The sequence below is a fragment of the Streptomyces sp. NBC_00390 genome (assembly GCF_036057275.1).
GTDB lineage: Bacteria > Actinomycetota > Actinomycetes > Streptomycetales > Streptomycetaceae > Streptomyces.
The window spans coordinates 336028-361334 of the sequence record NZ_CP107945.1 but is presented as its reverse complement, the minus strand read 5'-3'; the positions used below and the strand labels follow the sequence as shown (position 1 = coordinate 361334).

Genomic DNA, 25307 nt, shown 5'->3' with positions numbered 1-25307 from the left:
TGCCCGCCTGCGGGTTTGTCAACGGGCCGGCGTGTCGAGCCGGTCCTTCGTCCTCACTCGTCGCCCCGTCGGGTCATGGCCGAACCCGCAGGCGGGTCCGGCCATGACCCGACGCCGAGTCGTTGACGTCACTGGCGTGCCGGCCGCGGTGTCCGGTCCGCACTCGGGCGTATGCCGCGGACGGCGACGTCGTGGCTGTGTGCGACGTGCTCACATGGCTCATCGCCGCTGCCACCACCTCGCCAGGGAGCTCCACCAGCTCTGCCGGGCCACGTTCGCGGATCCGGGTTCCCTCGCTGTGGACGTCGGTGCCGGAGCGATCGATGCCGACAGGACCGGATCCGTGATCCAATCGCTTTCCGCAGCAGTCCGGTCGGCGGGGCCGATCGGCGGGAAGCGGACGGGCAGGGCGGCCAGAGCCCGGTGGAAGGGTCCCTGCCGCCACTCCAACTCCTCGACAGGCACCTCCAGTTCAATGTCGGGGAGCCGGTCGAGGAGCTTCTCCAGGGCGACCGCGGCGATTGACCGGGCGGGGCCTTTCGCGGGACAGGTGTGGGGGCCCGCGCTCCACGCGAGGTGCGCGCGGTTGCCCGCCCGGCGGTCGCCGGCGAGTCCGGGATCGGTGTTCGCGGCGGCCAGGCTGATCACAATCGGCTCGCCCTCGCGCACGAGGGTTCCGTCGAGCTCCAGGTCGTGGCGCGGATAGTGGACGGCGTAGTTCGCTATCGGCGGGTCGCTCCAGAGCACCTCGTCGATGGCGTCCTCGACGGGCATGCTGCCGCCGGCGAGATCACCCGCGAACCGGTCGTCGGACAGCAGCAGCCGTAGCCCGTTGCAGATCAGGTTCTGCTGGGGCTCGGTGCCTGCGCCCATGAGGAGGACCAGCTGATGCATCATCTCCTCGTCGGTGAGCCCGGCCGGGTGGGCCATCATCCAGGACGTCACGTCCTGCCCCGGTTGGTCCCTCTTGAGTGCGACCAGCTCGGCGACGCCCTCGGTCAGCACCGCGTTCGCCTTCTCGGAGTCGGTGTCGGCGTCGAAGATCCCGGACATCCCCTCGACCAGCTTGTCCCCGATGCCGGGCGGGCAGCCGAAGAGCTGGTTGAAGACCAGCAGGGGCAGGACGGCACCGTACTCGCCCAGCAGATCCGCTCGTCCCTTGGGCCCGATCCGGTCGATGAGGGTGTCCGCGCTGTGCTCCACATAACCCTTGAGCGCGTTGGGATCCAGGCGGCCGAGGCTATCGGTGATGGCGCCTCGCAGCCGTCGGTGCTCGTCCCCGTCGGCCCACAGGGCGTTCGGCCGGTACATCATCATCGGCACGACCGGGCTGTCCGCCGGCACCGTCCCGTCGGCGAGGGCCCGCCAGCGGCGCGGGTCCTTGGAGAAGCGCTCCGGACTGCGCAGCACCTCCAGAGCGGGCCCGTAGCCGGTGACCAGAGCGGCGTGTACGCCGGGTGCCATTTCCACGGGTGCGACGGAGCCATGGGCGCGCAGGCGGGTGTACGACGCCAATGGGTCGGCGGCGAACTCCGGGCCGTACAGGCGCTCGACCGCACCGTTGCCGGCATGCGCAGGGCAGCCGGGAGGAGGTACCGCGTCACCCACGGGCAGGGGTGTTGTCATTGTTGCTCCTGAGGCGTGCGGGTCTGGAGATACTCGATGAGGGAGATCAGCGCTTTGGCGGAGGACGTGGGTTCCCGCGCGTCGCAGGTGACCAGAGGGGTTTCCGGGAGCAGGTCGAGAGCCTCGCGGATCTCTGCCTCGGGGAAGGGCGGCGCGCCGTCGAACTGGTTGACGGCGACCGCGTACGGCATACCGTGCTCTTCCAGCAGACCCATGATGTCGAAGGACTGGTCGAGCCTTCGGGTGTCCGTCAGCACCAGTGCGCCGAGCGCTCCGCACAGCATGTCCTGCCACAGTTGGGTGAAGCGCTTCTGACCGGGGGCGCCGAAGAGGTACAGCACCAGGGACTCACTGAGGGTGAGGCGTCCGAAGTCCATGGCCACGGTCGTCGTGGTCTTGTCGGGGGTCCCCTCAAGGTCGTCGACGAGTTCGCTTGCCTGCGTCATCGTCTCTTCGGTGCGCAGCGGCCGGATCTCGGAGAGTGTTCCGACAAAGGTGGTCTTGCCGACGGCGAAGTGGCCGACGACGAGGATCTTGACCGCGGTGGTGACCGTGTCCGCGACGTAGACCGGTTCAGAAACGGGAGCGGAGCCCATCCAGGACCTCCTGCAGGAGTCGGGCGTCGGGCAGTTGCGCTTTGGGGACGGGAGGCCGGGCGACGACATGACCGCTGTCGATGAGGTCGCTGAGCAGGACTTTGGTGACGCTCATCGGCAGAGTGAGGTGGCCGGCCACTTCGGCGACCGACAGCGCTCCTCCTCGGCACAGTTCCATGACACCGCGTTTCTCCGGACTCAGCCCGTGCAGGGGACGGTTGTACACAGCCGTCACCAGCGTCACGATGTCCAGGGTGTTGCGCGTCGGATGAGCGCGGCCCTGTGTGACGACGTAGGGCCGCACGAGTCCTCTGTCACGCCGGGGGCGTGGCGGGGTCATGCCGTACCTGAGTCGTCAGCCATGCCGGGGGCGGAGTTCTGCCGCGGCGGACTGGTCAGCTCCTTGCCCAGCCGGTCGACCAGCTTGTGCATGCTGTAGGTGACGGCTTCCATGTCGACGTCCTGGCCGGCGGAGACCGCCAGATAGGCGCCCGCGCCGGCGGCCACCAGGAAGACGTACCCGTCGACGAATTCGACCAGTGTCTGCTGCCAGGGCGAGGTCTCCTGCGAGCAGAACTCGGCGGTACTGCGACTGATCGACTGCAGTCCGGACAACGCCGCCGCCTGCCGTTCGGCCTCGTCACGCTTGATGCCCTGGGAGTGGGCGCGGAGCATGCCGTCCGCGGAGAGCAGGATCGCGTGGCGGGCTTCCGGGACCTTCAGGACCTCGTCGAGCATCCATCCGAGTTCATTGGTCATGTGGCCGGTCATTCCTGGGAGGTCCCTTCGCTGTCGGGGTGGGCATCGCGGCCGGAGCGGGTGCCTCGGGCGAACGCGCTCATGCGGGAGGCGGTCTCGGCCGCGGGGCGGACCAGCGAGGGAGCGGAGGGGGTCGGGGTCGCGGGGTCGACGGCTGCTTCGTGCTGCGCCGTGCGTCGGCGGCGCTTGGGCAGGCCTCCCACGGTGGACGACCGCGCTGCCTCCGCTTCGGGGACGGCTGACGACTCGACAGCCGGACGGGGGAGGACGGGGGACGTGACGGAACCCGGTTGGGCTGCTGTGTCCCTGACGGCAGGGGCCTCGGGTGCGCCAAGGGAGACCGGCTGCGGGGCGCCCGGCGTGCTCGCCCCCTGCAGGGGGATCGGCGGGCCTGTGAAACGCACGCGGTTGATGAGCGCGTTCGGGAGGAAGAGCACGGCCCGCACACCGCCGTACGGGGACTGCGAGTCGACCGAGACGGTGAATCCGTACCGGGCGGCGAGTACGCCGATGAGGGCGAATCCGAACTGCGGCGGGTCGCTGAGCCGGTTGATGTCGATGTGTTCCTGGCCGGACAACCGCCGCGCGGCCTCCTCGGTCTCGAGCGCCTCCATGCCCACGCCGGCGTCGTCGACGACGATGCTGACGCCGTTGTGGGCAGGCTGGATGCCGACCTCGACAGAGGTGTTGGGCTGAGAGTGCCGCGCCGCGTTGTCCAGCAGCTCGGCAACCGCGAGGACGACCGGCTCGACGGCTCGGCTCACCACGTCCATGTCGACCCGGGAGTGCACGTTGACGCGCCGGTAGTCCCGGATCCTCGACGTCGCCCCTCGTACGACGTCGACAAGTGGTGACGCGGCCCGCTGCCGTCCGGGCCATGATCCGCAGAGCACGGCGATGGCCTGTGCCCTGCGGCCGAACTGCGCGTTGGCGTGGTCGATCTCCAGGAGGTCGTGGAGCACGTCCGGGTTGTCGTGCCGTTCCTGCATGTCCGAGATCGAGAGCTGCTGCTCGTTCGCCAGGGCCTGCAGGGCGCGCATCGCCGCCCTCAGCGTTGCCTTCGCCGACGTGTCCGCCCGGGACTGTGCGGCCTCGGCAGCATCGGTGAACTGCTCGACGATCTTCTGCAGGTCCTTCCCGTACGCCGTGCCCGCGAGATCCGTGTCGAGCGGTCCGGGCACCGGCGCGGGCCGGCGGGATGCCTCGGCCAGGCCAGGGAGCCGGACTTCGGTGAGGTGTCGAACCTCCTCCTCACGGGCAAGCAGGCCGGCTTCGTGGATCGTCAGTCGACGGCGCAGGGTGACGGTGATCCGGTACTGGCGTACCAGCAGCAACAGTCCGGCTAGCGAGACCGCGACAAGGCACCAGAACACCCCCTCCGGTATGTGTTGTGTCATCAGGTCCTCATGAAAGGGGAGTGCGGCAGGCCCGGAGGAAGCGAGGCAGGCAGAAGCCGGCTCTGAGGCCATCGGATTGCGATTGGCCGGGCCGGACGCAGCACCGTGGTTCGGTGATGCCAGGGATCACTCGCGTCCTTCCAGGGGCGCTGGAGTGCCTGATCCTCCTGGGTCGGAGGGGAGGCTTCAAGCGCCGTACGGGAACAAATGGAGTTCAACAAGGTGCTACCACCTGGTAACTGTCCGTTACGTCCGGTATGACGGAGGCTTGGGGGCGCTCCGGCGGCGAGGTCAAGTGCCGCACCGAGGAAAGTGCCGGTCCGCGGAGTACTTCCCGAACCGCATTGCCCGTACGCCGCGACCCCTCCGGCCGAGTCCCGGGAGCCGCCGTCTTCGCGTTGCGGACATCCGTACCGCGGGATCGCTGTGTCCTGGTGTGTACCCCGACTCTCCCTCCGCCTCCCGCCCACCGAACGACACGGATCGGCGGTGCGGGCGCTCCCGGCCGTCCCGGCAGGGATGCCGACAGTCCCTGCAGCACGTGCCCGGACCGTGGATCAGGGACCTGGCCGCCACGACGCAGCGATTCCACCGGGGTCGGCGCGTGGACCTGGCGGGCGGCGAATCCCAACCACCCTGCTCCGTACGCTCCATGGACATCCGTATCTCCGTATGGAACGCTCGCTACAGAGTTGAGAGTCCGATCCCCTCCGCAGTGTTCACCCGCCCTACGGGAGGAGCGCCGTGAGCGATCTCATCATCCATCAGCTCCCTGCCGACATCGAACAACGGCGGGATGCCTACCCCTGGTTGGACCGGCTGCGCCGAGCTGGACCGGTGCAGCGTGTCGAACTGCGAGGTGGCGGGCACGCCTGGATGGTCACACGCTACGACGACGTGATGGCCGCCGTTGCACACCCCTCACTGAGCAGCGACCCACGCACTCCCGGCAGTGCCGCGTCGCTGTCCGCCCGACCAGGCGGAGACGGGCGGCGGCCGCCGAGCATGCTCACCACGGACCCGCCCGACCATACGCGGCTCCGCCAACTGCTCTCGCGCGCCTTCACCCCTCGGCGAGTGGCGGCGTTACGGCCGCGGGTGCAGCAGATCGCCGACGCTCTCATCGACGAAGTGGCCCCACTCGGCCGGGCCGACCTGGTCGCCGACTTCGCCCTCCCGCTCCCGGTCGCGGTCATATGTGAACTGCTCGGCGTACCCTTCGAGGACCGCGGGCAGTTCGGGCGATGGTCGACCGACATGCTCACCCCGCCGGTGGCCCCGGCAGCGGCCGCCGCAGCCGAGCAGGCCCGGGCCGACCTCGGCGGGTACCTCGCCGGTCTCGTGGCGCGCAAACGCGCCGAACCCGCCGACGACCTGCTCACCGCACTCGCCGCCGCCGGTGAGGAGAACCGGCTGTCGGACGCGGAACTGGTCGGCACCGCGGTCCTGCTGCTCGTCGCAGGCCACGAGACCACCGTCAGCCTCATCGGCACCGGCACCCTGCTGCTCCTCCTCCATCCCGGCCAACTGGACCGACTTCGCCGGGAACCGGCCCTGCTGCCGTCCGCGGTCGAGGAGTTCCTCCGCTACGACGGGCCGGTCATGCTCGGCGTCGTACGCTACGCCCGCGAGGATCTGAACCTGGCGGGCACCGCCGTCGCCGCAGGTGAGACGGTGGTGCTCTCCACCGGCGCGGCCAACCGGGACCCGGGGCGGTTCGACCGGCCGGACGTCCTGGACATCGCCCGCGCACACAACCCGCACCTCGCCCTCGGGCACGGCCTCCACTATTGCCTGGGCGCGGCGCTTGCCCGCCTCGAGGGCCAGATCGCGATCGGTACGCTTCTGCGCCGCCTGCCCGCTCTGGCCCTCGCCGTGGACGAGGAGGCCGTGCGCCGGCGTCCCAGCGTCATCCGAGGATTGGCCACTCTGCCCGTCACCTTCACACCGACGGCGCTCCCGCCCGATCGTGACGACCGCCCCCACGTCGCCGGGCGGTGAGGCACGGAGGACCACGCGGCGTTCCCGCACACGGCACTTCCGCGTACCACCGCAGTCAAGACGCCAAGACCTCATCAGTCGCACCGGCCCCGGCCGGCCGAACCCTGGAGAGTCACTTGAGAATTCGGACCGCCTTTCCCGCACTCACCGCCTTGTCGCTGGCCTCAGCAGTGGCCGTCGTCGCCCCGTCCCCTGCCCAGGCACTGCCGGCGGCCGCGCATCTCACGGTCGACTCCACGGCCGACGCAGTGGACGCAGACCCGTCGGACGGCCTCTGTCGCACCGCCACAGGAGCCTGCACCCTGCGCGCGGCGGTCATGGCCGCAAACGCCCGGCCCGGCAGCACGATCGCGTTACCCGCCGGCCACTACCGGCTGACCATTCCCCCCAACCCCGACCTGCTGAACGGGCGCACCGCCGACCCGACCACAGGTGATCTGAACATCCTCGAGCCGACCACCATCCAGGGGGACGGGGCGCGGGGGACCGTCATCGACGCAGGCGGCATCGACCGGGTCTTCCGCATGGGCGCCGACACGTCGCTGTCCGACCTCACCATCACGGGCGGAGACGCCAAGCAGCGGGAAGTGCCCTTCACCGACCCCGGCGGAGGCGGCATTGCCAACGGCAAGAACATGACGCTGCGCCGGGTGACGGTAACGGGGAACTCCGCCGGATACGGAGGAGGGATCTTCAACATCCCCGACTCCCACCTGACGCTGATCGACAGCACCGTCAGCCGCAACACGGCGGGTGAGGCCGGAGGTATCCGGTTCGACGACACCGGCACCGTGGTCAATTCGACGATTGCGGACAACCGGGTGACCGACGACTGGGATCGCCCGGGCAGCCTCGCGGGCTACGGCGGCGGCATCGACATACGCGGAACCGGGCTGGTCCAGATCCGCAACTCCACGATCACCGGGAACAGCGCGACCGACGGCGGCGGCGGGATCAACATCGCCCCCGCCTACCTGGACAGCCTGCCTCAGCCGGTCACCGACATCGTCAACCTGCCGCTGGGCCACCTCTCTCTGCAGAACACCATCATTGCCGGCAACACCGTCGGCACCACCACCAGCGACTGCAAGAACGTCTTCGCCACCGTCGACTCGCTGGGCAACAACCTCGACAGCGGCAACAGTTGCCACCTCGACGCCGAGGGTGACCTTCCACGCCGGTCTCCCGGCCTCGCTCCCCTCGGTGACCACGGCGGGCCCACGGACACCGTGGCACTGCTGCCGGGCAGCCCGGCCGTCGACGCGGCCGACGACGGCTGCCCCGCCACTGACCAGCGAGGCATCACGCGTCCGCAGGGCCTGGCCTGTGACATGGGCGCCTTCGAGCACGCACCGTGACGCGATGACGGGACGCCGGCGACTCGGCGCGTCAGCTGTGTGCCCGGTGAGGCCTGGTGGACGCCTCCATCTGACGTAGGCGCCGCCGTAGCCGGGACCCCGCTGTCGGCGGGCCGAGTTGGAGGCGCCTGAACCGGGCAGAAGTCCGGTTCAGGCGCCGCTACCCGTGTGCCCGGAAGAAGCCGCGACTCTTCGGTGAGCAAGAGATGAGCAGGTTCTCTCTGCCGGCGGTACACGGGAGGCACGCCCGTTGACCTGCCGGGACGACGCACGGAGGTGCTTCGTAGCAAGGTGGCCCGTGACTGGTCCGTGCTGTGGCTCGCACGGTGATCCAGGCGAGCCGCCGGCGATGGCAGGGCCCAGGCAGGCGAGGAAGCTCATGAGATTGACCGGGACGGTCACCGCCGGGGCCCATCGGCGCGGCGTCCGGCGGCAGCAGCCGGGGCGTCGTCGATCAGTGGTTGATGCGCTTGCACGAAGGCGGACTCGACCGGGAGCCAAGGGCTGTGCCGCAGGTCATGCCGCACCTCCAGACCTGCGGCGAACTCGTACGCCACGTCACGCTGTGGATCGCGATCAGAGTCTGCTGATCCGCCGGCTCCTCGATCGCCAATGCCGGACCGTCGAGGCATACCTGACCTGCCTCGTACTCATCGAGCCGGGTCAGAATCTGCGCCCAGCAACGGCGCCTCTGCTCATCCGAGTGACCAGCGGGCGACCCGAACCCACTCCGGCCCAAGATCGACCCGACGCCCCTGGCGGCTCGAGCTCTGCCTCGTCCGAGATGTCGGTGGGCCGGTAGGCGGTGTGGCGGCCACAGGGGCCGATATCGGCGGCGAACCTGGCCGGATTCATTTCTGCCTGGGAGCCGTGGGCGGCGTTTCTGTCGTCGCGGACCATGCCGGGCGACCGCCTGATGCCCGGGCCGGCGTCGGCCCCGGAGTTGAGGGTCATCTTCCCCCGCAGTGGCCTGCGCGTTGGCCTCCCCGTGCCCTTGATCGCCCCTTGATGGATCGTCAGATCTGGCTGTGGGTGCCGAAAGGGGGACGGACGGCCCGCCGCTCCGCGCACCGGGCGGCTCTCGGTCGGGTGGCTCAGATGTTGTCGGTCGTCCGGATAAACCCCGTGCGGAGCAAGGTCACTTCATCGAGGTAATGCCCACGGTCTCATGGGGTGACCTGGTCATTTCGGCCGTTACTGTTCACCGGGATCCGGACGGATTCCCAGAGATTGACCTTCTTTTTCCTCTTTCACCGGTTGGCGTGCGCGTACGACGCCGATCACCAGCCTTGCGAAGGAGAGCTCGCCCGATGACCGTTGAGACCGGCCCGGAAGCACAGTTGGAGCCACCCCGGCAGTCCAGCCTGAGCACTGCGGCTGCCCGCAACCTTGCCACCACGACCAAGTCCGCACCCCAGATGCAGGAGATCACCTCTCGCTGGCTGCTGCGGATGCTCCCCTGGGTGGAGACCAAGGGCGGCGCCTACCGGGTGAACCGCCGGCTGAGCTACACCGTCGGCGACGGGCGAATCGAATTCGTCCAGGACGGTGCCGACGTCCGGGTGATCCCTCGCGAGCTGGGCGAACTGGCCGTGCTCCGCGGCTTCGAAGACGTGGAGGTGTTGACCGCGATCGCCGACAGGTGTGTCCAGCGCGACTTTCGCGCCGGCGAGGTGTTGGCGGAGCGCGGTACCCCTGCCGAACAGATCCATCTGATCGCCCATGGCCGGATCAACCAGACCTCCGTCGGCAAGTACGGCGACGAGGCCGCCGTCGCCGTACTCGCCGACGGTGACCGGTTCGGTGAGAACGCCCTTCTGGACGCCGACGCCAGATGGGACTGCACCGCCACCGCCGAGACCTCCGGCACCCTGCTCACCTTGTCCCGCGGTGACTTCGCCGCCGTGCTGTCCTCGGCGCCGAGCCTCCAGGCCCACATCCGCCGGTTCAGCTCGCTTTCCCTGCAGCGGCAGAACCGTCACGGCGAGGCCGAGATCGCGATGTCGGCCGGCCATACCGGCGAAGTCGCGCTGCCGGGCGCCTTCGTCGACTACGAGCTCAAGCCGCGCGAGTACGAGCTCTCCGTCGCGCAGACCGTTCTGCGGGTCCACACGAGGGTCGCCGACCTTTACAACGGGCCGATGAACCAGACCGAGGAGCAGCTCAGGCTCACGATCGAGGCGCTGCGCGAGCGCCAGGAGCACGAGCTGATCAACAACCGGGAGTTCGGCCTGCTCCACAACGCCGACTTCAAGCAGCGGATCCAGCCCCACTCCGGCCCGCCCACCCCGGACGACCTCGACGAGCTGCTCTGCCGCCGCCGCGGCACCAAGCTCTTCCTCGCTCACCCCAGGACGATCGCTGCGATCGGGCGTGAGCTGAACGCCCGGGGCATCTACCCGGGCAACGTCGACCTCGGCGGGCAGCGGGTCCCCGCCTGGCGCGGGGTCCCGATCCTGCCCTGCAACAAGATCCCCATCAGCAAGGAGGGCACCAGCTCGATCCTCGCCATGCGAACCGGCGAGAACAACCAGGGCGTCATCGGTCTGCGTCAGACCGGCCTGCCGGAGGAGTACGAGCCGGGCCTGTCGGTGCGCTGCACGGGCGTCAGCGAGCAGGCGATCATCTCGTACCTGGTCACCACCTACTACTCCGCCGCCATCCTGGTCTCCAACGCACTCGGCGTGCTGGAGAACGTGCAGATCGGCCGCAGGCTCAACTAGGCCCACCACGACAGCCCGCACCTTCCCGGGCCGGGCGAGCACGTCCGGGATCCGGGACAGCCCACCCACCTCACCAAGGAGCTACGGATGCCCGATTCTGGGCTTTCCCCTCTGCAGTCGAGCCTGCCTGCCGCTGCGGCCCGCTTCGGGCCGCATGCCCTCACCCACGCCACTGGCGTCGAAGCCGCTGCCGCCACCCTGCCTGCCTTGCCCGCCCTGCCTTCCGTTCCCCTACCTGCCGCAGGGGCCGTGCCCGTAGCCGTGTCCGTACCCGACAACGCCCCGGGTGGCGACCTGATCGCTCCGCACGTGCGGGAGGGCGCTGCCGCGGCGAGGCAACCGAGCCCGGCCCTGGACCGGATCCTTCGCGGCCCCACCGGTCTCGGCACGTCGGGTCTGTATCCGGGCCCGCGCGAGGAGTCGCCGGCGCCTCCGGCGCCAGAGGCACCGGTGGAGGGCAAACCGATCCCGGGCCTCTATTACCACCCGGTGCCGGAACCTGATCCGGCGCGGGTGGAGGAGGTCGGTCGCAGGATCAAGGACTGGGCGGTGGACGAGGTCGAGCTGTATCCCGAGGATTGGGAGGGCCAGTTCGACGGCTTCTCCGTCGGGCGCTACATGGTTGCCTGCCATCCGGACGCTCCGACCGTCGACCACCTGATGATCGCTACGCGGCTGATGGTCGCCGAGAACGCGGTCGACGACTACTACTGCGAGGACCACGGAGGTTCGCCCATCGGCCTCGGCGGACGCCTTCTTCTGGCGCACACCGCCCTCGACCCCCTTCACACCACGAAGGAATACCAGCCGCAGTGGGCACAGTCGCTCCACGCCGACGCCCCGCGGCGCGCCTACCACTCCGCCATGCAGTACTTCGTCCAACAGGCCACCCCCTCCCAGGCCGACCGGTTCCGGCACGACATGGCCCGTCTGCACCTGGGGTACCTCGCCGAGGGTGCCTGGGCCCAGACGGACCACACGCCCGAGGTGTGGGAGTACCTGGTGATGCGGCAGTTCAACAACTTCCGGCCCTGCCCCACCATCACCGACACGGTCGGCGGCTACGAACTGCCGGCGGACCTGCATGCCCAGCCCGCCATGCAGCGCGTTCTCGCGCTCGCCGGGAACGTCAGCACCATCGTCAACGACCTGTACTCGTACACCAAGGAACTCGCCGCCCCCGGTCGGCACCTGAACCTGCCAGTGGTGATCGCCGAACGTGAGGGCATTGCCGACCGGGATGCCTACCTGAAGGCGGTCGAGGTCCACAACGACCTCATGCACGACTTCGAAGCCGAAGCCGCTGCTCTGGCCGCCGCCTGTCCCGTCCCGAGCGTGCTGCGCTTCCTCCGGGGAGTGGCCGTATGGGTCGACGGCAACCACTACTGGCACCAGACCAACACCTATCGATACAGCCTGCCCGATTTCTGGTAAGAAATGGAGTTCTCTGTGACCAGCACCGAGCTCACCACCATCAACGGCACCTCCGCGTTCGTTCCCGCTCCGGCGTCGCCCTACCAGGGGGACATCGCCCGTTACTGGGATCACGAGGCCAGGCCCGTGAACCTGCGTCTCGGCGATGTCGACGGGCTCTACCACCATCACTACGGCATCGGTGACGTCGACCATGCCGTCCTCGGGGACGCAAGCGACCGCGAGTACGAGAAAAAACTGATCGCCGAACTCCACCGCCTGGAGTCGGCGCAGGCCGAAGTCCTCCTGGACCACCTCGGCTCCATCGGGCACGACGACATGCTCGTGGACGCCGGCTGCGGCCGGGGTGGTTCGATGGTGATGGCCCACCAGCGGTTCGGATGCAAGGTCGAGGGTGTCACCCTCTCGGCCAAGCAGGCCGATTTCGCGAACCGGCGCGCCCATGAACTCGGCGTGGAGGACCATGTTCACGCCCGCGTGTGCAACATGCTCGACACGCCCTTCGAGACAGGGCAGGCCGCGGCCTCGTGGAACAACGAGTCGAGTATGTACGTCGACCTCCACGACCTCTTTGCCGAGCACTCCCGCATCCTCGCGGTCGGCGGCCGCTACGTGACCATCACCGGCTGCTGGAACCCGCGTTACGGACAGCCCTCGAAGTGGGTTTCCCAGATCAACGCGCACTTCGAGTGCAACATCCACTCCCGCCGGGAATACCTGCGCGCCATGGCCGACAACCGTCTCGTACCGCAGACCGTCATCGACCTGACTGCTGCGACCCTCCCCTACTGGGAGCTGCGGGCCACGTCGTCCCTGGTCACCGGCATCGAAGAGGCGTTCATCAACTCCTATAAGGACGGCTCCTTCCAGTACCTCCTGATTGCGGCTGACCGCATCTGACCGGCCGCCGGCCGAAGGGGCTGGGCCCGTCAGCCGACGGGCCCAGCCCCTACCGGGCAGCGGCTCGCGGTGAGGTGCGCACCGACGTACGCACCTCGCGTTTGACACCGGACCTCGGATCTTTCTGCCCGCCGCGTGGTCTCAAGGGCGGTTGCGCAGGAGGGGGATCAGTGCGTCGAGCACGGAGGCGTCCTCGATCGTCGCGGGGACCGGCTCGTCCCGGCCGTCGGCGATGCCGCGCATCGTCTTGCGGAGGACCTTGCCGGAGCGGGTCTTCGGCAGTGCGAGGACGATTGCGACGTCGCGGAAGGCCGCGACGGGGCCGACGTCGCGCCGGACGGCCGCAACGAGTTCGGTGCGCAGCTGCTCCGGGGCCGGGTCCGCGCCGGACTTGAGGACGACGAGACCGTAGGGCACATGTCCCTTGAGACTGTCGGGGATGCCGATCACTGCGCATTCGGCGACCGCGGGGTGGGTGGCCAGGGCGGCCTCGATGGCACCGGTCGACAGGCGGTGTCCGGCGACATTGATCACGTCGTCGGTACGGCCCATGACGAAGAGGTACCCGTCGTCGTCGAAGTAGCCCGAGTCGCCGGTGTGGTAGTAGCCGGGGAACCGGCTCAGGTAGGACTCCACGAACCGGTCGTCGTCGTCCCACAACGTCTGGAGCGCCCCCGGGGGCAGCGGCAGCCGGATCGCGATCTCGCCCTCCCGGCCGGGCGGCAGTGGTCGTCCGTCCTCGTCCAGGATCTGCACGTCCCAGCCGGGGACAGGCACCGTGGCCGAGCCCGGCTTGACGGGCAACGCCTCCAGACCACGCGGGTTGGCCGCGATCGCCCAGCCGGTCTCGGTCTGCCACCAGTGATCGGTGACCGGGACGCCGAGAGCTTGCGAGGCCCAGTGGTAGGTCTCCGGGTCGAGACGTTCGCCGGCGAGGAACAGAGAGGCCAGGGAGGTGATGTCGTACTTGGCGAGCTCCGCGGCGTCCGGATCGGCCTTCTTGATCGCCCGGATCGCGGTCGGCGCGGTGAAAATCGCCTGCACGCCGTACTCCTGGACCACCCGCCAGAAGGCGCCCGCGTCAGGAGTACCGACGGGCTTGCCCTCGTAGACCACGGTCGTGGCGCCGACCAGCAACGGGCCATAGACGATGTAGCTGTGGCCGACGACCCAGCCGACATCCGAGACGGTCCAGAAGACGTCGCCGGCGTGGATGTCGTAGACAGCACCCATGGACCAGGCGAGCGCGACCGCGTGCCCGCCCGCGCTGCGCAGCACACCCTTGGGGCGGCCGGTCGTGCCGGAGGTGTAGAGGATGTAGAGCGGATCGGTGGCCGCGACCGGGACCGGCTCCACGGGCTGCGCACCGGGCACGACGTCGGCCCAGTCCACATAGCCGGCGCCCAGATCGGCTTTGAGTGTCTCGCGTTGGAGCATCAGGGTGTGCTCGGGCCGGTGGGAGCTGAGCGCAAGTGCCTCGTCCAGGATCGGCTGGTAGGCCACCACGCGGTTGGGCTCCAGCCCGCAGGAGGCGGCGACGACCAACTTGGGACGGGCGTCCTCGATCCGGGTGGCGAGCTCCTTGGGCGCGAACCCGCCGAACACCACCGAGTGCACTGCGCCGATCCGGGCGCAGGCCAGCATTGTCATCACGGCCTCGGGAACCATCGGCATGTAGATGACGACCCGGTCGCCCCTGCCGACCCCCAGTCCGGTCAGCGCACCGGCGAGACGTGCCACCTCGTCACGCAGCTCGCGGTAGGTGAACGACCGCTTCCCCGGGACCATCGCCGAGTCCCAGATCAGTGCCGTGCGCTCGCCGGCTCCGTCGGCAACATGCCGGTCCAGTGCGTTGGCGCAGGTGTTCAACTCGCCGTCCGGAAACCAGCGGTAGAACGGCGCGCCACTGCTGTCGAGGGCACGCGACGGCGCCGCCGTCCAGTCGACCAGCCGCGCCGCCTCCAACCAGAAGCCTTCTGGATCGGTGAGGCTCCGGTGACGGCTCTCGGTGTAGGTTCCCACTGTTGTTCTCTCTTCTGATCTCAGCCCCGCCGCTGCACGGGGACCGCGGACGCAGTTCGCGTTCCATGATCCCGCCGGTGCCGGAGATCGATGCCGGTTTCGGTCCTTGAAGCCGGTTCCAGCTGCCCGACGCCGTGACCGCACGGCCTTCGGCCCCCGTGGTGAGTCCTGTGCTGCCGCGCGCGACCGGTGGCCGTCCGCCGGGTGGCCGCGGGGCTCCGTCGCCACCGGCAACCCCGGACGGAGTTCCGGGCAGCCGGTCACAGGGCCGCCGCGCGCCGTCGCTGATGTCACCGCACCAGCGGGTATCGAGGGCGGCCGGGTCCGGGGCGAAGTCCCGCCCGATCAGATCCGGCCGGTCAGCGGCCCGTGGCCCGCTTGAGGATCTCGACGTCTTCGCGCAACCGGCGGACGAGGACTCGTGACGCGACGCGATCGGCGCTGGGGGTGTTTTGTGGATCTTGCCGGGTCGCGGGGTCCGGCACGCCCCCCTGGCCCCCCAGGTCTGTCGTGGGGCCGACCGGTCATGTGCTGTCCGTCTCGTCCTCCCGGGCGGCGTCCCGGGCGAGCACGGCGAGGTCCGGAAGCAGCCCGGCCAGTTCCTCCAGCAGCTTGTCCATGTCCACGACCTTGGGCAGCGGGTACACGAAGCACGCCCCGTCCTTCCTGAACGAGACCGCGGGTCCGGCGAACCTCACCAGGCGCTTCGGCAGATCCGAGGCGTAGAACCGCTCGGCCGTCCCCGCGGAGTCGTCGCTCATCGTCAGGTACGGCAGATCCTTGGAGAAGGTGAGATCGAGCTCCGCCGCACTCCAGTGGCGCTCCAGACGTAGGTTCGGTCCGCTGCCCCGGAGGTCGAAGCACACGATCAGCCAGTGCTGGTCGTCCCTGCGCGAAATCTGCTCGTAACGCCTGGCGACGGTGACCCGGTGGTCGCCGAATTGGCCGGCAACTGTGATTCCGTGCCACGTTCGCAACAGCCAGGGGAAGTGGCCCGCGTACCCGGCCCACTCCTCACCGTCCTTGCCGCGCTCGATTCGCTGCCAGCCGGGACGGTCGGCGAGGACGCGCATCGCCCGCTCCGCCGTGCCGACCCGGCGAGCGGTACGGACCGCGAAGGTGAGTCCGATCAGGGACGGGGCCAAGATGACGGCGAAACCAATGATCCAGCCCACCACGTACGTCCTTTCGCTCCACCCCGGGAAGTCCGTTCGCCCCCATGTTCACGCTCCGGGTCGCCGCAAGACATCGGTGAAACCACGTAAGGGCTACGGAGACCGCATGTTCACACCCCCTGCCGCCGAACAGGACCTGAACCTCCCGAATGAGACCGTCCCGGACGGTGATCGCCTCGACGCTGTCGTGCCGGGCGCGCGTCGTGAGCTTTGTACTCACAGTGCACGAACACGAGTTCGTCGTCGGCCGGGACGACGGGCAGCAGCCGGTTGCTCCGTCATCCGGTCGGGAAGCACCGGTCGAAGAACGCCGCCTTGTCAATGTGGTCGTCCCTGCGGGCTGGTGAAGGTGACGTCTCGGCGTGACGTCGACGTGGATCAACTCGCCGGGCCGGTCGCGTTCGTAGCGGCGGACGATCCGGTCGGTCGGCCAGGCCCGCATCTCCCTCGGCCCGCCAGCGGGGGGCCCATTTGTGGGCCGTGGCGCGGGAGATGCCCATCTCGGCTGCGACATGTGCGATGGGGCGGCCGGCGCAGACACGTTCGACCAGCAGCCGCCCGCCGCGAACCGTCAGCCGGGCATTACGGTGGGACAGGGAGGCCAGACCGGAAATCGACCTGGTCGAATGACGCCCCCTGGGCCTGTGCAGTCGGCTCCCGCCGGGGATGATGACCTTTCCATGAAGATATCGGCAGGTTGTGCAGGCAGGGTTGCGCAGGAGCGACCACTCGGAATGGACACGGGGACGTGGTGGGGAATGGAGACGCGCTGGAACCGGCGTGGGACGAGACAGCGACGATGCTGATCGGCAGAGCTGACGAACTGAAGCGGCTCATCTCGGTGATCGGCGGCCTGGGGCAGGACGGCGTTCCCGCTGTCGTGGACATCGCCGGAGACGCCGGCATGGGGAAGAGCCGGCTGCTGAGCGAGCTCTGTGCGCGGGCGCGGCAGGATGGGCTGAGCGTGCTGCGCGGCAGGGCCACGGAGTACGAGCAGCACACTCCGTTCCAGACGTTCACGGACGCGTTCGCCGACGTCGATCGTGCCTTTCTCGACTCGGATGCCGTGCCCGAGGTGGCGGCATCGGTGCTGCGCGGAGCCGACAGTGCGCAGGGCTCGGATTCGGGTTCGGGCAACCGTGACCGGTTCGGCCTCTATCGCGCCGTCGCGGAAGTGCTGACCAAGCTCGGGGAGCGCAGCGGGTTGGTGATGGCCCTGGACGACCTGCACTGGGCGGATCCCGCGTCTTTGGAATTGTTGGACCATGTGATCCGGCACCCGGTGGGCGGCCGCGTGCTTCTGGTCGTGGCCCGACGAGAACGGCAGACGCCGCACTCCCTTGCCGCTGCTCTGACACGCGGCGTCGACAGTGGGGCCGTACTGCGTATGGCGCTGCGACCGCTGCCCGAGCAGGCGTCGATCGAGGCGCTCGCCTCCGACCTGCCACCGGGCGACGCGAAGCAGATCTACGAATCCAGCGAGGGCAACCCGCTGTACCTCCACTGCCTTCTGCACGCCTACCGGCATGGCGCGTCGTCGCGCGGCTCCACCGTCCGGGCCCACGACGACACCGCGTCCGCAGTGCCGAGCGGACTGGGATCCCTGCTCCTGGACGAACTGACCGCGCTGACCGCGACGCAGCGCCGTACCGCCGAAGCAGTGGCAGTCCTCGGAGACCATGCCACGCCCGCAATGCTGAGCCTGACGACCGGACACACCACCCCGGAGGAACTCGGCGACTGCATCGGTGCGCTGGCGCGGCGCGATCTGCTGCGCATGGGGTCCGACGGCCGCTGGACACTGCGCCACCCGCTGCTGCGGGCACTCGTCTACGAGAACACCGCCGCTCCACGCCGTGCCGAGATCCACCGCGACGCGGCGGACGAACTGGCCCGGGCAGGTGCCTCCGCCGCCGAGCGTGCTCATCACGTCGAACGGTCGCTGGTCGGCTGGGATCCCGTGTCGGCGGCCGTGTTGAGTGAGGCGGCCGCCCAGTTCGCCCACACGGCGCCGGCGACGGCCGCTCATCTTCTGGACGTCGTCCTCCGGATCATGCCGGACACGCCCGCCTGCGCACAGCAGCGTGGAGAGTTGATGCTGGCGCGCGCCAGAGCACTCGGTGTGGGCGGCAGCCTGCGGGAAAGCCGTGACCTGCTCCACACGCTGATCAGTAGGTCCGGGCAGGACGACGCATCGCTGCGCAGGGATGCGATAGCGCTGTGCGCCATGATGGAACGGCATCTCGGACACTCCCCGGAAGCGACAGCCCTGCTGCAGCGGGAACTGACCCGCAGTCCGGGCCCCGAGCCCCGCCAGGCGGTCTCCATGGGACTCGCGCTGGGCATGGCCGCCCTGAACACCGTCTCCTACCCCGACGTCCGTGACGAGATCGAGCGGACGCTCGCGGTGGCCCGCTCCAACGGCGACCTCATGGGTGAGATGGGGGCTTTGGCGCTGGGGGCGCTGGGAGAGGCCTACGAAGGGGAGACGGCGGCGGCCCGCCGGTTCGCCGATGTCGCCGCCGGGCTCGCAGACGGTCTCACCGACCCCAACCTCACGGAACTGTGCGAGTCGCTGGTGTGGCTGGCCTGGGCGGAAGGCCTGCTCGAGCGCTACGCCGACGCGGAACGCCACGCCGACCGGGGTCTGGACATCGCCCGCCGCAGCGGTCAGGTCCACGTCCTGCCACACCTGCTGAGCAGCAAGGCATTCGTGCACCTCAACACCTGTCGGCTGCCGTCCGCCCTGGAGTCGGCCGAGGAGGCGGAAGCCGTCGCACGAGCCATCGGCAGCAGCGATCTCCTGGCCTTCACCCTGTGCTTCAAGGCGCTGATCCTTCTCGTGCGGTCCCCCCTGGGTGACACCAGGGCCTTGACGACCGCCGAGGAGGCCGTGGCTGCGGCCGGTGGCAGCAGACACTGGTGGGCGTCGTTGGCCAGGTGCATGCTCGGTCACACGGCGCTCGTGAGCGGAGACCCGCACCGTGCGCAGGAGTCCATCCTGAACGCCGGCGGTCCCGAACTCCTGGGGCTGCAGCCCTCCATACGCCCCGGCCAGCTGGACACCCTCGTCAGCACCGCCATCGCCATCGGTGACGCCGAGCAGGCCGCGCGCTGGGCCGCACGAGCCGTCGAGGAAGCCGACCGGATGGGTCTTCACGGTCAGCGCGGGGCGGCACTGCGCGCCGAGGCGGCGCTCGCCCAGCACCACGGTGACAGCCGCGCGGCCGCACACCTCTTCGAGCGCGCCGCGCAGGAGTACGCGCCGTCCGGTGCGACGCTCTGGGAGGCGTACTCCCTGCTTCTGGCGACCGTCCAGGCGCAGGCCGCCGGCGACGGTTCGCGCGCCGTCGCGATGTGGGAGCGGGCCCGCCGTCTCGCCGACGACGGCGGCGCGCGCCTGCTGTCCGACCTGGCCTCGATGGTGCGCCCCCAGGCCGAGAAACCCGTGCGCGCACCCACGGAGCTCGACCAACTGACCACACGTGAACGGGAGATCGCCGAACTCGTCGCCGAAGGGCTGAGCAACCAAGCCATCGCGACGAAGCTGTACCTCAGCCGCCGCACGGTCGAGACCCACCTGTCGGCCATCTACCGGAAGACCTCCGTGCCGTCCCGCTCGGCACTGGCAGGCCTCATGACGCGTGCGGCCCTGGACCGTCGCGCGTGAACAACCCACCACACGGCACACCACAGTCGAGGCACGAGGCATGGCTCAGGCCGTGGCGTCCCGGTAGTCGCCGAGGCAGCGGAAGGCGCCCTCGGTCGCCCGGAACAGGTACATCGCGTCCGTGTAGCTGTGGGTGGACGAGTCGTAGCGCAGCCGTTTGGTGATCCCTCGGTAGTCGGTCTCGCGCAACCGGCCCACGATCGCGCCCCGTTCCTCACGGGACGCGCCCAGGGCCGTCATGGCTCGGGCCACGAAGAGCGTCGCGTCGTAGGCCTCGGCGGAGTACCAGGGCGGGGCGGTGCCGAATCGTGCGCGGTAGGCGGTGACGAACGACTTCGCGGCCGGTACCCGGGTCGGATCGAGGAAGGCCGTGGCGAACACCCAGCCCTCGGCGGCGTCGCCCGCCGAGGCGAGGAAGCGGGAGTCGAGGGCGCGCTGGGTGGCCAGCCGCGCACCGGAGTAGCCGGCGGAGCGCAGCGCGCGGGCCAGTCGCGCGGCCCGCGTGTATCCGCCGGCGAACACCACCGCGTCCGTGCCCGCGTCCGTCACCGACTCCGCGAGGGCGCGGAAGACGCCGTCCGAATCGTCCGCGGCGGCGAGGGCGCGCCGGACCGTGGTGCGCTGCCCGGATGGCACGGCGTCATCGATGCCCGCGCAGATCTTCCAGCTGAAGTCGCCCTCGGTCGCATCGTCGATCAGCACCGTCCTGCGGGCGTCGGCGGTGCGAACGAGGTACGCGGTGATCGCCGCCGCCAGGGTCGCGTCGCCGGGGCGGGTGGCCGCGTACACCCGGTACTTCGTGGAGGACAGGCCGTCGAGTCCGACCGACACGGAGACCATCGGGAGCCGTGCCTGCTGGTAGAGGTCGAGGGTGGCCTTCGCGCTGGCGTCGGTGGTCGGCCCGATCACGGCGCGGACCCGGTCGTCGGCCGCCAGCCGCCGGGCGACCTGTCGTGCCCGGGCCGTGCTGCCTTCGTCGTCGTGCACCTGGAGCGTCAGGTCGAAGCCGCGGCCGGCGCGGGAGTTGAGGCGGTCGACGGCGACCCGGACGCCGTTCGCCTGGGCGCGGCCCGTCGTACGGCCGCTGCCGCTCAGGTCGGCGTGCAGGGCGACCACCAGACGCGGCAGCCGCGCCTCGGCGCCGTCCGTTGCCGAGGCGCGGACGGGGCGGTTCGCCGTCCACCAGGCTGCCGTTCCGCCGGCCGCCAGGACCCCGGCGGCCGAGCCCAGTCCCAGGAAGCGACGGCGTGTGGCGCCTCCCGGGCCGACGGCCGTCTCGTCGCCGGTCGGTGCGTCGGCCGCCGTCGCCCCGGACACCTCGGTTGCCTCGACGGCGGGCAGGGCGAGCACGGCGGTCGAACGGCGCGCGATCAGCTGGACCAGGGACTCCGGCAACCAGCCCCCGCCCTCGCCCGCACCGTCCAGGGCCCGCCGTACCTCGGCCAGGGCCGGCCGGGAGCCGGGCTCCTTCAGCAGGCACGCCCGCAGCAGCGGCAGCAACGGCTCCGGTACGCCGTCCAGGTCCGGCTCGTCGTGGACCGTGCGCACCAACATCTCGGCCGCGGAGCTCCGCCCGAAGGGGCGCTCGCCCGTCACGACGTACGCCAGCAGACAGCCGAGTGAGAAGACGTCACTGGCCGGCCCGATCTCCCGGCCCCTGCCCTGGGCCTGTTCGGGGGAGAGGAATCCGGGGGAGCCGACCACCATCCCGCTGGCGGTGAGCGCGGTGTCCTCCGGCATCCGGGCGATACCGAAGTCGATCAGCCGTGGTCCGTCGACCGCGAGCAGCGCATTGCCGGGCTTGACGTCCCGGTGCACAAGACCCGCCCCGTGCACCGCGTCCAGCGCCTCGGCCAGCCGCGCCCCCAGGACGCGGACGGTCCCGTACGGCAACGGGCCGTACTCCTCCACCGCCTCCGCCAGTGAGGGCCCTGGCACGAACGCCGTGGCGAGCCACGGAGACTCGGCGTCCGGGTCCGCGTCGAGCAGCGGCACCACCCAGGGGTTGATGACCCTGCCTGCCGTCTCCACCTCCCGGCGGAAACGCGCCCGGAATCCCGCGTCGTACGCGTGCGCCGCGCGGATCACCTTCACCGCGGCGAGCGCACCTCCGGGGGAGCGGGCCAGGTACACCACGCCCATGCCGCCCGCGCCCAGCCGACGAAGCAACCTGTATCCCGCGATCCTGGCCGGGTCGGCGCCGCGCAACGACTCCATCAGCGTCCCATCAGCTGGACACCTGGAAGGACGCCGCGCCCTGGTAGACGAACCGGCCGCCGACGACCTTCCACAGATGGACCCCGCTGCCGTCGACGACCAGGGCCCCGGTCGCCTTGTTGAACGCGAGGTTCCTGGAGATCCCCTTGTACGTGGCCGAGCGCAGGGCCGTCGTCAGGTTCTGCCGGGTGCGGCGCCGGGCGCTCAGTGAGCCCAGACTCTTCACGGCAAGCTGCGCCACGTCGTACGTTTCCACGGCGTACCGCTCCGGCTCCGCGTCGAAGCGTTTGCGGTAAGCGGCCGTGAACGCCTTCGCCTCGGGCGCCACGGTGGCGTCCATGACCGGGGCGACGATCACCCAGCCGTCGGCCGCGTCCCCCGCGGCGGACAGGAACCGGGCGTCGAGCACCCCCTGCGCGGCGGCCCTGGCCCCCGGAAAGTCACGGCTGCTCAGCTCCCGGGCCAGCAGCGCGGCGCGGTCGTGATGGCCGGCGAAGACCACCGAGTCGGCGCCCCCGTCCATCAGGGCGTCGAGGGTCGGCCCGAAATCGGTGCGCAACGCGCTGACCACCTTCGGCACGGCCGGCTGCCGTTCGTCCCGACGGATCTTGGCGAGGGTGCTGCTGATCTCCCAGGCGTAGGCGTCCGCCGCCCGGTCGTCGACGATCCCGACCGTGCGCGACTTTGCGGTGCCGCGCAGATACGCGTTGAGGTAGAACGGCAGGATCGTGTCCGTCACCCGGGCGTGCAGGAAGGACCGGCTATCCGTCACCCCCAGCACGGTGGCGCCGGGCGACACCGCGATCAGGGGCAGCGAGGCGGCGTCGTACGTCGCCAGCGAGGTCAGGGCGGTGGCGTCCGTGGTGGGACCGATCACGGCGAGCACGGAACGGTCGGCGACGAGCTTCTTGGCCGCTTCGGATGCCCGGGCCGGATCACCGCCGTCGTCCACCGTCTTCACGGCGAGTGTGAAGGGCCTGTCCGCACGGGAGTTGAACGCGTCGACCGCGAGCCGCAGCCCCCGCTCCTGCGCCCGGCCGACCGCTTTCTGATCGCCGGTCAGGTCAGCGTGCAGACCGAGGGTGTGCACGGGACCGGTGGCCGTCGGGGCGGGGCCGTCGTCCTTGCCGTCACGGGAGTGCGCCCACCACGCGGCCAGAGGGCCCCCGGCCGTGACAGCCACCGCGCCCCCGGTCAGGAGCAGGAAACGGCGCCTGCCGACGGCACGGGCCGGAAGCTGAGGGGCTGTGGTGTCCGTCGGCGCGGCGCCGGCGGACGCGGGGTCGACCTCGGTGTCGTCGACGGCGGGCAGCGCGAGCCCGGCGGCCGACCGTTCCGCGATCAGCCGGACCAACGGCTCCGGGAGCCAGGCCTCTTCGCCGGGGGCCCGCTCCTCTTCGCCGGGAGTTTCATCCTCGGGCGCTTGAGGACGTACCGCCCGCAGGGCCTCCCGCGGGTCGGGAGGCAAGGCGGGCGACGAGGGCGTGGCGTCCGTGAGGGCCTCGTACAGCGCCTCGGCCGTGGGCCGCAGCTCAGGGTCCTTGTCCAGACAGCCGTCCACCACCTCGGCGAGCTGCGCCGGAACACCCTCCACATCCGGCGCGTCGTGCACGGTGCGGTACAGCAGAGCGTCGAGCGGGCCGGTACCGAACGGAGGGCGGCCGGTCGCCGCGAAGGCCAGCACGCAGCCCAACGAGAAGACGTCTCCGGCCGGTCCCGGATCCCGCCCACCCCGCGCCTGTTCCGGTGGCAGGAACCCCGGCGTGCCGACCACGACACCGGTCGAGGTGAGCGCGGTGTTCTCGGGATCACGGGCCACACCGAAGTCGATCAGCCGTGGTCCGTCGAGTGCCAGGAGCACATTGCCGGGCTTGACGTCCCGGTGCACGAGTCCTGCCGCGTGGAGCTCCCGCAGCGCCTCGGCGAGCCGCGCCCCCAGCACCCGCAGGCTCCGCACCGGCAGCGGCCCGTGCGCGGCGACGGCCTCGCCGAGCGAGGGGCCGGGGATGAACGCGGTCGCCAGCCAGGGCTGCGCCGCCTCGGGGTCCGCGTCCACGAGGGACGCCACCCACGGGCTGGTCATCCGGCGGGCGGTGTCCGCCTCGCGCCGGAACCGCTCCCGGAAATCGGACTCCTCGGCGTACTCGGCCTGGATCACCTTCAGGGCGACCAGGGTTCCGCCGGCCGAGCGGGCCAGGTACACCACACCCATGCCACCCGCGCCGAGCCGTCCGAGCAGCCGGTGGCCCGCCAGCTTGGCGGGGTCGGAAGTACGCAGCGGCTCCATCAGTTCCCTTTCAACCGCTGCTCGATGCGCGTCAGCATCTGAGCCAGGGCCTTGCTGCCCAATTGTTCGAGTTCCTGTGCGGTGTTCCCCTTCGCGCCCGTCACGGAGACGGCCACGACGACCGTGCCCAGCCGCGCGACCATCCACCGGTACGGCTGTGCGGCACCGCCGTTTCCGACGTACTCGCCGGCCTCGAGGACGGAGTCGTCGGCGTACTCCTGCTCGCGGGCGCCGAAGGGGGTGCCGAGCGACATCAGACCCGTGATCCGCTCGTCGGACCGGGGCCGCTGTTCCGGGCAGCGCAACACCTCTTCGAGTGTGGTGCTCAGCTGTTCGTCGGCGCCGAGGGCGGAGGTGTGCACGGTGGCCACAGCCGTCACCTCGACCGAGCGCTTGCCTCCGCCGGCAGGCAGCCTGCTGTAGCGGGACGCGCTCGCCAGCACCCCGTGCGGGAGCTTCTCACGCTGCCAGCGACAGCTCTCGTTCAGCACCGCCCAGGTGCCCGGGGCGCTCTCGCCCGGATCCTGGGCGACGAAACCCTGGCCCCAGTCGCGCGGGGCGAGCACGACGGACTCGGCCAGGCGGCGACCGTCCTTCGAGGTCCGGGGGACGAGGGAGGCATCGGGCGTGAAGACGGAATCGGCGGCGGACGAGCCGTCCGACGGGGTTGCCTCGGCGCTCGGCGACGTCCTGGCCGAGGGCGAACCGCTCTGCCGGGAAGCCCCGTCGTCCGATTGGGCCGAACACCCGGCCAGCAGACTCCCCGCCACCAAAAGGGTCACCCAACTGCCCCGCATTCCGTGGGCGTTGTCTCTCACTCAGTCCCCTCAACACCGTTCGCGCCGTCCGACTCGTCGAACGTAGACGGCTGGGAGAGACGGGACCTCAGTAGAACCACGTATCCGGCTACGTATTCCGCAGGTGTGTCGCCCCGGGCAGGCCCGGCGGCGCCCAGCCCAACGCGGGTCACCAGGCCGGGTGGAGGTGGTCGGGGTTTGGTGTCCGGTGTTTGACCAGCCGCCGGCCTTCTCACTGCCGACCGGGCCCAGCAGCCCGCAGACGTGGTCACTCATCCGGCACTCCAGCAGCGTTTCGCCATTCCTGCTGGTCAGGTACCAGCGGTTCGATGCTGGGCTGCAACG

17 protein-coding genes and 1 pseudogene are annotated in these 25307 nt (G+C 70.3%); 7 read left to right on the top strand and 11 right to left on the bottom strand.

The window, feature by feature from the left end; genetic code table 11:
- Positions 1-219: 219 nt before the first annotated feature.
- Genes OHS70_RS01555 through OHS70_RS01535 form a run of 5 tightly spaced genes read right to left on the bottom strand, consistent with a single transcriptional unit; the run spans position 220 to position 4378 of the window.
- The gene (locus tag OHS70_RS01555) at positions 220-1626 is read right to left on the bottom strand and encodes a cytochrome P450 (protein ID WP_328392800.1); all 1407 of its coding nucleotides are present in this window, start codon (positions 1624-1626) and stop codon (positions 220-222) included.
- Positions 1623-2222, bottom strand: coding sequence for a GTP-binding protein (locus tag OHS70_RS01550; RefSeq protein ID WP_328392798.1), 600 nt, complete (start codon positions 2220-2222; stop codon positions 1623-1625). The genes OHS70_RS01555 and OHS70_RS01550 overlap by 4 nt, the downstream gene beginning before the upstream one ends.
- A complete protein-coding gene (locus OHS70_RS01545) occupies positions 2200-2562 on the bottom strand; it encodes a DUF742 domain-containing protein (protein ID WP_328392796.1) in 363 nt (120 codons plus the stop codon). The genes OHS70_RS01550 and OHS70_RS01545 overlap by 23 nt, the downstream gene beginning before the upstream one ends.
- Entirely contained in the window at positions 2559-2993 is a 435-nt protein-coding gene (locus OHS70_RS01540; RefSeq protein ID WP_328392794.1) for a roadblock/LC7 domain-containing protein, read from the bottom strand. Before OHS70_RS01540 ends, OHS70_RS01545 begins: the two co-directional genes overlap by 4 nt.
- Positions 2990-4378 carry an ATP-binding protein gene (locus tag OHS70_RS01535; protein ID WP_328392792.1) on the bottom strand — a complete coding sequence of 463 codons (1389 nt, stop codon included), beginning with the start codon at positions 4376-4378 and terminating at the stop codon, positions 2990-2992. The genes OHS70_RS01540 and OHS70_RS01535 overlap by 4 nt, the downstream gene beginning before the upstream one ends.
- Before the next feature lie 744 nt (positions 4379-5122).
- Here OHS70_RS01535 and OHS70_RS01530 point away from each other — a divergent pair.
- The 6 genes from OHS70_RS01530 (at position 5123) to OHS70_RS01505 (ending at position 12794) form a co-directional block, all read left to right on the top strand.
- The gene (locus OHS70_RS01530; protein WP_328392790.1) at positions 5123-6379 is read left to right on the top strand and encodes a cytochrome P450 family protein; all 1257 of its coding nucleotides are present in this window, start codon (positions 5123-5125) and stop codon (positions 6377-6379) included.
- 116 nt (positions 6380-6495) lie between these two features.
- The gene (locus tag OHS70_RS01525; protein WP_328392788.1) at positions 6496-7737 is read left to right on the top strand and encodes a choice-of-anchor Q domain-containing protein; all 1242 of its coding nucleotides are present in this window, start codon (positions 6496-6498) and stop codon (positions 7735-7737) included.
- 464 nt (positions 7738-8201) lie between these two features.
- Positions 8202-8327, top strand: coding sequence for a hypothetical protein (locus tag OHS70_RS01520; protein ID WP_328392786.1), 126 nt, complete (start codon positions 8202-8204; stop codon positions 8325-8327).
- A 720-nt stretch (positions 8328-9047) separates the two neighbouring features.
- On the top strand, positions 9048-10460 hold the full coding sequence (locus tag OHS70_RS01515) for a family 2B encapsulin nanocompartment shell protein (protein ID WP_328392785.1): 1413 nt from the start codon (positions 9048-9050) through the stop codon (positions 10458-10460).
- Between the two features lie 87 nt (positions 10461-10547).
- Positions 10548-11894 carry a family 2 encapsulin nanocompartment cargo protein terpene cyclase gene (locus OHS70_RS01510; RefSeq protein WP_328392783.1) on the top strand — a complete coding sequence of 449 codons (1347 nt, stop codon included), beginning with the start codon at positions 10548-10550 and terminating at the stop codon, positions 11892-11894.
- 15 nt (positions 11895-11909) lie between these two features.
- On the top strand, positions 11910-12794 hold the full coding sequence (locus tag OHS70_RS01505) for a geranyl diphosphate 2-C-methyltransferase (RefSeq protein WP_328392781.1): 885 nt from the start codon (positions 11910-11912) through the stop codon (positions 12792-12794).
- Between the two features lie 141 nt (positions 12795-12935).
- On the opposite strand, the gene OHS70_RS01500 is transcribed toward OHS70_RS01505, so the two are convergent.
- The 3 genes and pseudogenes from OHS70_RS01500 to OHS70_RS01490 all read right to left on the bottom strand — a co-directional run.
- Positions 12936-14840: a propionyl-CoA synthetase gene (locus OHS70_RS01500; RefSeq protein ID WP_328405355.1), complete on the bottom strand. Its 1905-nt coding sequence runs from the start codon at positions 14838-14840 to the stop codon at positions 12936-12938.
- A 500-nt stretch (positions 14841-15340) separates the two neighbouring features.
- On the bottom strand, positions 15341-15991 hold the full coding sequence (locus OHS70_RS01495) for a hypothetical protein (RefSeq protein ID WP_328392779.1): 651 nt from the start codon (positions 15989-15991) through the stop codon (positions 15341-15343).
- A 344-nt stretch (positions 15992-16335) separates the two neighbouring features.
- Positions 16336-16587 (bottom strand): annotated as a pseudogene (locus tag OHS70_RS01490) (helix-turn-helix domain-containing protein); the annotation flags it as partial.
- A 152-nt stretch (positions 16588-16739) separates the two neighbouring features.
- Between OHS70_RS01490 and OHS70_RS01485 the strand changes: the two are divergent.
- Positions 16740-19661, top strand: coding sequence for an ATP-binding protein (locus OHS70_RS01485; protein ID WP_328392777.1), 2922 nt, complete (start codon positions 16740-16742; stop codon positions 19659-19661).
- A 45-nt stretch (positions 19662-19706) separates the two neighbouring features.
- On the opposite strand, the gene OHS70_RS01480 is transcribed toward OHS70_RS01485, so the two are convergent.
- From OHS70_RS01480 to OHS70_RS01470, 3 genes are read right to left on the bottom strand one after another with little or no spacing between them, the layout of a single operon-like run.
- On the bottom strand, positions 19707-21878 hold the full coding sequence (locus tag OHS70_RS01480; RefSeq protein ID WP_328392775.1) for a bifunctional serine/threonine-protein kinase/ABC transporter substrate-binding protein: 2172 nt from the start codon (positions 21876-21878) through the stop codon (positions 19707-19709).
- 10 nt (positions 21879-21888) lie between these two features.
- Positions 21889-24165, bottom strand: a complete 2277-nt coding sequence (locus OHS70_RS01475; RefSeq protein WP_328392773.1) for a bifunctional serine/threonine-protein kinase/ABC transporter substrate-binding protein — start codon at positions 24163-24165, stop codon at positions 21889-21891.
- Positions 24165-24983, bottom strand: coding sequence for a hypothetical protein (locus tag OHS70_RS01470; RefSeq protein WP_328392771.1), 819 nt, complete (start codon positions 24981-24983; stop codon positions 24165-24167). The genes OHS70_RS01475 and OHS70_RS01470 overlap by 1 nt, the downstream gene beginning before the upstream one ends.
- Positions 24984-25307 lie beyond the last annotated feature (324 nt).